General features: G+C 68.7%; 9 protein-coding genes and 2 pseudogenes. 7 read left to right on the top strand and 4 right to left on the bottom strand.

Features of this window, described 5'->3' with window-relative positions:
* Window positions 1–650: hypothetical protein (locus B7767_RS26665; protein WP_107486345.1), on the bottom strand; the 650-nt coding region annotated here is incomplete at its 3' end.
* Between the two features lie 162 nt (window positions 651–812).
* Here B7767_RS26665 and B7767_RS26670 point away from each other — a divergent pair.
* The 3 genes from B7767_RS26670 (at window position 813) to B7767_RS26680 (ending at window position 3,234) form a co-directional block, all read left to right on the top strand.
* Window positions 813–1,610, top strand: coding sequence for an ABC transporter ATP-binding protein (locus B7767_RS26670; protein ID WP_085574416.1), 798 nt, complete (start codon window positions 813–815; stop codon window positions 1,608–1,610).
* A gap of 93 nt (window positions 1,611–1,703) precedes the next feature.
* Window positions 1,704–2,135, top strand: coding sequence for an NfeD family protein (locus B7767_RS26675; RefSeq protein ID WP_085574417.1), 432 nt, complete (start codon window positions 1,704–1,706; stop codon window positions 2,133–2,135).
* A gap of 148 nt (window positions 2,136–2,283) precedes the next feature.
* A complete protein-coding gene (locus B7767_RS26680) occupies window positions 2,284–3,234 on the top strand; it encodes an SPFH domain-containing protein (protein ID WP_030858393.1) in 951 nt (316 codons plus the stop codon).
* Window positions 3,235–3,318: 84 nt separating this feature from the next.
* Here the strand turns inward: B7767_RS26680 and B7767_RS26685 are convergent, their stop codons facing one another.
* The 3 genes from B7767_RS26685 to B7767_RS26695 all read right to left on the bottom strand — a co-directional run bounded on the left by B7767_RS26685 (window position 3,319) and on the right by B7767_RS26695 (window position 5,401).
* Window positions 3,319–3,825, bottom strand: a complete 507-nt coding sequence (locus B7767_RS26685) for an HNH endonuclease (RefSeq protein ID WP_085574418.1) — start codon at window positions 3,823–3,825, stop codon at window positions 3,319–3,321.
* Window positions 3,826–4,036: 211 nt separating this feature from the next.
* The gene (locus B7767_RS26690) at window positions 4,037–4,576 is read right to left on the bottom strand and encodes a YbhB/YbcL family Raf kinase inhibitor-like protein (protein WP_085574419.1); all 540 of its coding nucleotides are present in this window, start codon (window positions 4,574–4,576) and stop codon (window positions 4,037–4,039) included.
* A gap of 42 nt (window positions 4,577–4,618) precedes the next feature.
* The gene (locus B7767_RS26695) at window positions 4,619–5,401 is read right to left on the bottom strand and encodes a sporulation protein (RefSeq protein ID WP_085574420.1); all 783 of its coding nucleotides are present in this window, start codon (window positions 5,399–5,401) and stop codon (window positions 4,619–4,621) included.
* A 189-nt stretch (window positions 5,402–5,590) separates the two neighbouring features.
* Between B7767_RS26695 and B7767_RS26700 the strand changes: the two are divergent.
* The 4 genes and pseudogenes from B7767_RS26700 to B7767_RS26715 form a co-directional block, all read left to right on the top strand.
* Window positions 5,591–5,850 (top strand): annotated as a pseudogene (locus B7767_RS26700) (DNA-3-methyladenine glycosylase); the annotation flags it as partial.
* A gap of 12 nt (window positions 5,851–5,862) precedes the next feature.
* Window positions 5,863–6,474, top strand: coding sequence for a DNA-3-methyladenine glycosylase (locus B7767_RS26705; RefSeq protein ID WP_085574421.1), 612 nt, complete (start codon window positions 5,863–5,865; stop codon window positions 6,472–6,474).
* A 272-nt stretch (window positions 6,475–6,746) separates the two neighbouring features.
* Complete coding sequence (locus B7767_RS26710) at window positions 6,747–7,379, top strand: hypothetical protein (protein ID WP_143652648.1); 633 nt, start codon at window positions 6,747–6,749, stop codon at window positions 7,377–7,379.
* A gap of 243 nt (window positions 7,380–7,622) precedes the next feature.
* Window positions 7,623–7,892 (top strand): annotated as a pseudogene (locus B7767_RS26715) (DNA-3-methyladenine glycosylase); the annotation flags it as partial.
* Window positions 7,893–8,252: the final 360 nt, after the last annotated feature.

The raw sequence follows: 8,252 nt of genomic DNA on the forward strand, positions 1-8,252 counted from the left end.
CCCGCCCCCGCCAGCGAAACCAACGCCCCCACCCGCTGCGCCAGCTCCAGCACCCGCACCGCCCGAGGCGGATACCCCGGCGCCAACACCTCCCGCCCCCGCAGAGCCCGCGCCCGGTACGCATCGATCGCCGCCTCGGCCACCGGCCCCGACCCGGCCACATCCAGCCGCGTCAGCACCTCCGTCGCCTCCCGCAGCGCCTCCGCCAGCTCCCGCTCCGCCTCCCCGAGCGACGGCACATCCGCAGGCGGCGCCTCCCGCACCGGCAGGCAGTGCCAGACCACCTCCACGTGCACATCACCCGAGGGCCCGGCCTCGTACACCTCCGGCACCAGCCCGACCGCGGCCCCGGAACAGACCACCGCCTCCTCCGCCTCCAACGCCCGCGCGTTGAACTCCGGCGGCCCGCTCAGCCCCAGCGGATGCCCCGGCGCCGGCAGTGCCACCCGCAGCCCGCTCACCCCCAGCGCCCGCAGCCGCCCCAACGCCAGCGTGAGCCCCACCGGTGCGGACTCACCCGGCAACCCCTCCACCCGGTGCACCGCGTCCTCCCCGACGATCGCGAGCACGGCGTCATCCGGTGGGACAAGTCCGGCAAGAAGGGCGTTTCCCCAAGCGGCAAGGCGTCCAGAGCGAGGTTCCGAGAGCATGCGTACACCCTAGACAGAGCCCAAGAACCGGACCGGAGGAATGTCCGGGTCGACCAGTGGCGTAGATTTCATGATGGGCTGCGCCCACGGGTGCGGCGGACCGACCCACAGGCGTACGCGACAGCCGAGACCGGCCACACTGCAAGGGGAGACAACGCGCTCATGAGCGATGTTCTGGAGCTTCAGGACGTATCCGTGGTCCGTGAGGGCCGGGCTCTGGTGGACCAGGTCTCCTGGTCGGTGAAGGAGGGCGAGCGCTGGGTCATCCTCGGCCCCAACGGCGCCGGCAAGACCACCCTCCTCAACATCGCGTCCAGCTACCTCTACCCCAGCAAGGGCACCGTCAGCATCCTCGGCGAGACCCTCGGCAGGCCCGGCACCGACGTCTTCGAGCTGCGCCCCCGCATCGGCGTGGCCGGCATCGCCATGGCCGACAAGCTGCCCAAGAAGCAGACCGTCCTGCAGACCGTGCTCACCGCCGCCTACGGCATGACCGCCGGCTGGCAGGAGGAGTACGAGGACATCGACGAGCAGCGCGCCCGCGCCTTCCTCGACCGCCTCGGCATGTCCGAGTACCTGGACCGCAGGTTCGGCACCCTCTCCGAGGGCGAGCGCAAGCGCACCCTCATCGCCCGCGCCCTGATGACCGACCCCGAACTGCTGCTCCTCGACGAGCCCGCCGCCGGACTCGACCTCGGCGGCCGTGAGGACCTCGTACGCCGTCTCGGCCGTCTCGCCCGCGACCCGATCGCCCCCTCCATGATCATGGTCACGCACCACGTCGAGGAGATCGCCCCGGGCTTCACCCACGTCCTGATGATCCGTCAGGGCAAGGTCCTCGCCGCAGGCCCGCTGGAGCTGGAGCTCACCTCCCGCAACCTCTCCCTCTGCTTCGGCCTCCCGCTCGTCGTCGAACAGGTCGGCGACCGCTTCACCGCCCAGGGCCTCCCGATGTCCTGACCCCTCCCGCAGCCCAAGGCCCGGAGCCGCACGGCGCGTTCAAACCGATCGGCGCCCTGTCGGCGACCGGGTGCGCGGTCCTACCATGACCACGTGGACATCGACGCATGGCTGTGGTGGCTGATCGGCGCGGCGGTACTCGGCATCGGACTCGTGATCACCGCGATGCCCGAACTCGGCATGCTCGCGGTGGGCGCCGTCGCCGCGGCGGTGGTCTCCGGCATCTTCGGCGGCGGTGCCGTCGCCCAGGTCGTGGTCTTCGCCGTCGTCTCGACCGCCCTCATCGCCGTCGTACGACCCATCGCGAACAGACACCGCGCCGGGCGGCCCCAACTCGCCACCGGTGTGGACGCCCTGAAAGGGAAACAGGCCGTCGTCCTGGAACGCGTCGACGGATCCGGCGGCCGGATCAAGCTGGCCGGCGAGGTCTGGTCGGCACGCGCACTCGACGCCGGCCACGCCTATGAAGTGGGCCAGGAAGTGGACGTCGTGGACATCGAGGGGGCCACGGCCATCATCATGTGACCGGGCACGACACAACTGGGGCGAACAACCTCCCAGTTGCACCGATGGTCTGTCAGACTCGACCAGCAAGATCTTCAACAGCGAGATCTTCCGCAGGCACAAGAGCTGCCGCAGGCGCCGAGGCTAAGAAGGGTTCGGGGAACCGACGATGCAACCGATCATCATCGTCCTGATCATCCTGGTGGTGCTGGTCTTCATCGCCCTGATCAAGACGATCCAAGTCATCCCACAGGCCAGCGCCGCCATCGTCGAGCGCTTCGGCCGCTACACGCGGACACTCAACGCGGGCCTCAACATCGTCGTCCCGTTCATCGACACCATCCGCAACCGCATCGACCTGCGCGAACAGGTCGTCCCGTTCCCGCCGCAGCCGGTGATCACCCAGGACAACCTGGTCGTCAACATCGACACCGTCATCTACTACCAGGTGACCGACGCCCGGGCCGCCACCTACGAGGTGGCCAGCTACATCCAGGCCATCGAACAGCTCACCGTCACCACGCTCCGCAACATCATCGGCGGCATGGACCTGGAACGGACCCTCACCTCCCGCGAGGAGATCAACGCGGCCCTGCGCGGCGTCCTCGACGAGGCCACCGGCAAGTGGGGCATCCGCGTCAACCGCGTCGAGCTCAAGGCCATCGAACCGCCCACCTCCATCCAGGACTCGATGGAGAAGCAGATGCGCGCCGACCGCGACAAGCGCGCCGCGATCCTCCAGGCCGAGGGCGTCCGCCAGTCCGAGATCCTGCGCGCCGAGGGCGAGAAGCAGTCCCAGATCCTGCGCGCCGAGGGCGAGGCCAAGGCAGCGGCCCTGCGCGCCGAGGGCGAGGCCCAGGCGGTCCGTACCGTCTTCGAGGCGATCCACGCCGGAGACCCCGACCAGAAGCTCCTCTCCTACCAGTACCTCCAGATGCTCCCCAAGATCGCCGAGGGCGACGCCAACAAGCTCTGGATCGTCCCCAGCGAAATCGGCGACGCCCTCAAGGGCCTCTCCGGCGCGATGGGCAACTTCGGCGCGATGGGCGGCGGCAACAGCCCCTCGGGAACCGCCAACGTCCCCTCCCAGGAACGCCGCGAGAAGCCCTCGATCGACTGACCTCCCCAGGGGCGCGGGGAGCTGCGCGAACAACCACGCACGACCCGCGCCCGGGGAACCACCCCGACCCCTACGGCACAGCCCTCACGCCGCGTCCAGCGTCAGCCACTCGGGCAACGCCTCGAAGTCCTCGGCGCCCAGCGCCAACAGCATCGCATCGGCCGGCGTGGGCTCGAACGGCCGCCGCAACAGCGGCATGTCCGCCTGCTCGGGCGTCCGGTTCGCCTTCCGGTGATTGTCCTCCGCGCACGACGCCACCGTGTTCAGCCACGTGTCCTGCCCACCGTGCGACCGCGGCACCACGTGGTCCACGGTCGTCGCCCGCCGTCCGCAGTACGCGCACCGGTGCCGGTCCCGCACCAGCACACCCCGCCTCGACCACGGCGCTCGTCTTCGGAACGGCACCCTCACGTACTGGCAGAGCCTGATCACCCGGGGCGCCGGTATGTCGACCGCGGCTCCACGCATCCGCAGCTCGGGGTGGGCCTGCTCGACGACGGCCTTGTCCTGAAGCACCAGAACGACGGCTCGGTTCAGCGTCACCGTCGACAACGGCTCGAAGCTCGCGTTCAGTACCAGCGTGTCCCGCATACCAGCCCACCTCCCGTGTGCACCGGCCCACCCCTCGGCGGGCTGGGATCAACTCTGGCCGGGCACGCCGAGATGGACAACGCAATATCTGCTGCTCCTGCGGGAGGTGACCCCCGCGACCCCCGGCAACAAAAATGCCCGCCCCTGATCAATTCCAAGACCAGGGGCGGGCAAACGTCCCATGAACGCTCGAGGCCGCGCGGGAAACCGCTCAGGACTCCGCGGGCACCTCGTACTCACCGATCAGCTGGGCACGCCCCAGCGTGTGGAACCGCAGGTTGAAGCCCACCACGGCGGGAGACGCGTCCGAGTCCGGACCGAGCTTCTCCTGGTCCACGGCGTACACCGTGAACACATACCGGTGCGGCCCGTCCCCGGGCGGCGGCGCGGCACCGCCGAAGTCCTTGCTGCCGTAGTCGTTGCGCGCGTGGACCGCGCCCTCGGGCAACCCCTCGAACTTGCCGCTGCCCGCACCGGCCGGCAGCTCGGTCACCGTGGCCGGGATGTCGAACACCACCCAGTGCCAGAACCCGCTGCCCGTCGGGGCATCGGGGTCGTAGCAGGTCACGGCGAAGCTCTTGGTCTCCGGCGGGAACCCCTCCCACCGCAGGTGCGGCGAGGTGTTGCCGGCCGCTTGGACCTGAGCGTCCTTGAGCGTCGCCCCCTCCTGCACGTCCTCGCTCGACACCGCGAACGACGGCACGGGCGGATGGAAGTCGTGGGGGAGCGGCCGCCGCTTGAGCTCGGTCACCTCGGTACCTCCTGATCGGTTGCGTTCAGTCGGAAACCGAGCCTAGAACCAGTTGCGCTTGCTGCCGACCTCCGACAGCCACTGGTTGAGGTACGCCGCCCAGTCGGTCCCCTGGTAGTCGTTCAGCCCCACCTTGAAGGAGCGGAACGTGTCGCTGCCCTCGCTGAACAGACCCGGCTTCTTGTCCATCTCCAGCACCACGTCCATGGCCTGCTCGTCGGCCACGAAGCTCAGCTCGACCTGGTGCAGCCCCCGGTACTGCTGCGGCGGGAAGAACTCGATCTCCTGGTAGAACGGCAGCTTCTGCCGGGTGCCCCGGATGTGGCCGCGCTCCATGTCCGCGTTCTTGAAGCGGAAGCCCAGCTGGATGAACGCGTCCAGGATCGCCTTCTGCGCCGGCAGCGGGTGCACGTTGACCGGGTCCAGATCGCTGGAGTCCACGGCCCGCGCGATCGCCAGCTCGGTGCTCACCCCGATGTTCATCCCGCGCAGCGGCTGCCCGTCGATCATCGTGATCGGCGTCTCCCACGGGATCTCCAGCCCGAACTGCACCGCGTGCACCGCACCCGCCTGGAGCTCGAAGGCACCACCCAGGCTCGACTTGGTGAACTCGATGTCCTGCTTGTACTCCTGGTCGCCGCTCTCCACCTCGACCTTGGCCTGCAGCCCGACCGACAGACCCTCGATCTGCTGGTTCACGGACCCGCCCTGGATCCGCACCTCGCCCTGGACGACACCGCCCGGAACCACGTTGACCTCGTGCAGCACCGTCTCGACCGAGGCCCCGCCGGCACCCAGACTCGCCAGCAGCTTCTTGAACGCCATGTCTCTCCCTCTCCAGGCGACCCCCGTGGGCCACACCTGATCCGTCGTCCTGCGTCGAGTCGTACGTATGGACCCTTGATCCCTAACAACGCGATCCGGCCGTGGCCGGTTCCGCGTCCCACAGCCTGGCAATCGTGGATCCCGCTGACCACCCCGTGGCGCCGTCCGTCTCCAGTACCCTCGGACGGCATGATCGCGACCCCCGACCGTACGCCCCTGCCCAGAGAGTTCTTCGACCGGCCCGTCCTCGAGGTCGCCCCCGACCTCCTCGGCCGGATCCTGGTCCGCACCACCCCGGACGGTCCGATCGCCCTCCGCCTCACCGAGGTCGAGGCCTACGACGGCCAGAACGACCCCGGCTCCCACGCCTACCGCGGTCGCACCGCCCGCAATGACGTGATGTTCGGCGCGCCCGGCCATGTGTACGTCTACTTCACCTACGGCATGTCAAGGCGGTCGGCATGAACGTCGATCTCCTCGCCCACCCTGCCGAAGAAGTCGCCCCCAAGCTGCTCGGGGGTGTACTCACCTGCAAAACCCCCGAGGGAACCGTAAGCATCGCCATCACGGAGACCGAGGCGTACTCCGGTACGGCTGACCCAGCTTCCCATGCCTACCGAGGCCAGACACCCCGTAACGCCGTCATGTTCGGACCCGCAGGACGCCTGTACGTCTACCGGTCTCACGGTCTCCACTGGTGCGCCAACGTCGTCACCGGGACGGACGGCATCGCCTCGGCTGTCCTCATCCGGGCAGGCAGGGTCATCGAGGGGGAAGACCTGGCACGCGAGCGGCGAGGGGAGAGGGTCGAGAGTGCACGGCTCGCCCGAGGTCCGGGGAACTTCTGCCAGGCACTCGGCATCACGGGAGAGCACAACGGCACAGACCTCCTGAAAGGTCCTTCGGTCGTGTTGTCCGAGGGGGAGCCTGTCGCTGCCGCGCTCATCCAGACTGGTCCCAGGGTAGGCGTGAGCAAGGCCCATGACTGGCAGCACCGGTTCTATCTTGCCGGTGATCCGACGGTCTCGGCGTATCGCCTGAGCCCGCGCGCCAAACCGTCCGCCGGAGCCTGAGCCGCTGTGTGCCTCGCTCGCGACCCACTGGTGAGTCGGCGGGAGGTCGGGCCAGAAGATGCGTGATCGTTCGCGAGCGCGGCGCGTGGCATGTTCCTGGCCGGTCGAGTGACTGCCGACGTGCGCCGGCTCAGGCCGGACGAGTGGGCGTGACTGCGCGCTTCATCTGGCGAGTGAGCGGTTGAGTTGGCGTGCTGAGCGAGGTGGACAGCCGGGAGTGCAGTGACAACCCGGCCGCCCACCTCGCCCGGATCCTTGCGAGGATCCTCGGCATGACTTCGTTCTCGGCCGATTCTGATGGCTCCGACACCCCCTTCACGGAGATCGGTGATCCCGTCCTCGTCGTCACGGACAAGCGGCGAAGCCTTGTCGCCGTGGCCGGCGAGCGCGAGTACGACGAGGCGGATACGGTTGGTCTCTTCCACGTCACCGACCGCGCCCGCCGTCGCTGGCTCCTGCTCTCGCAGTACCCCGTGACCGCGATGGCCTTCCATCCGACCCTTCCGCTTCTCGCCGCGGGATCCGGCGAGTACGACGGCGGCTACTTCTTCGAGGGGGAGCTTCTCCTCGTTCACCTGGAAACCGGTACCGCCCTGTCGCTCATCGAGCACCACCTCGGCCGCCAGGTTCTCGGGCTGGAGTGGCTGAGCCATCAGGAGCTTCGCGTCCTCATGGCGCCGCCCGACGACTGGAAGGACCGCAAAGCTCACGTGGAAGGACACACCGCTGTGGTGCACCGCCCCGACTGGGCCACGGTCGAAGCCAGGTCGCTCACCGACCGCGATCTGGCCGGTCCGCGAGGGCCGGCGCCTCGACTCGACCACAGTGAGGCTGCCAAGCGCGCGGTCGCCAGGCTGGCCGTGCCCCAGACTCGCCGACACGGCATCAGCGGAGCACACGGGTGACGATCGGTCTCCGCGAATCGCCGGATGAAGCGCTCAGACTGGGAGTGGCCGGGATACGTTAGTGGATGGCCGAACAGAGCAGCACCACACGGGACGGCTCCCTGAACGGGGTCCTCCCTTCGTATAAGATCGCTCGGCCAGGTCGCCGCCGTCGCTCCCGACCGCACGAGACCGAGTCCAGGCCCGAAGGCTTGGGCGTCCACCTGTGAAGAGAGACCGCGCCCTCCGGACACGGTCCACCCCCGCAACGACAAGGAACTCGCCAAAGGCCCGGCCCGCCTGGCCACGGCCCTCGGCGTCGACCGCGAACTCAACGGCACCGACGCCTGCGCCGCCGGCGACACCCCGCTACGGATCCTCACCGGCACCCCCGTGTCCTCCGGGCAGGTGAGCAACGGCCCGCGCACCGGAGTCTCCGGTGAGGGAGCCGTCCACCCCTGGCGCTACTGGGTCACCGACGACCCGACGGTGAGCCCCTACCGGGCCCACGTGCCGCGGCGCCGCCGAAGTTGACTCGGCCTTGGAAGGTGCGTAATGTAGCCCGAGCCGCTTGAACCGGGTACGGCGATCGCCTGCAGCCGGAAGCGGCCAACCCACTACCTACGATCACCCCTCAGCGGGGTCGAATTCGTCATGTCCGCATGTCTGAATTCCTAACCGCGGAGCCCGATTATGAATCGAGCGAGGGAATCGGTTAACGTAGTGAATGTCGAAAGGCCGACAGGCGAAAGCCCAAGGCTCAACGGCAGAGCCCGCCGACCGGGAATCAGGACCGAAAGGATCTGATAGAGTCGGAACCGCCGGAAAGGGAAACGCGGAAGCGGGAACCTGGAAAGCACCGGGGAAATCGGATCGGAAAGATCTGATAGAGTC

The sequence above is a fragment of the Streptomyces sp. 13-12-16 genome, from assembly GCF_002114215.1.
Lineage (GTDB): Bacteria > Actinomycetota > Actinomycetes > Streptomycetales > Streptomycetaceae > Streptomyces.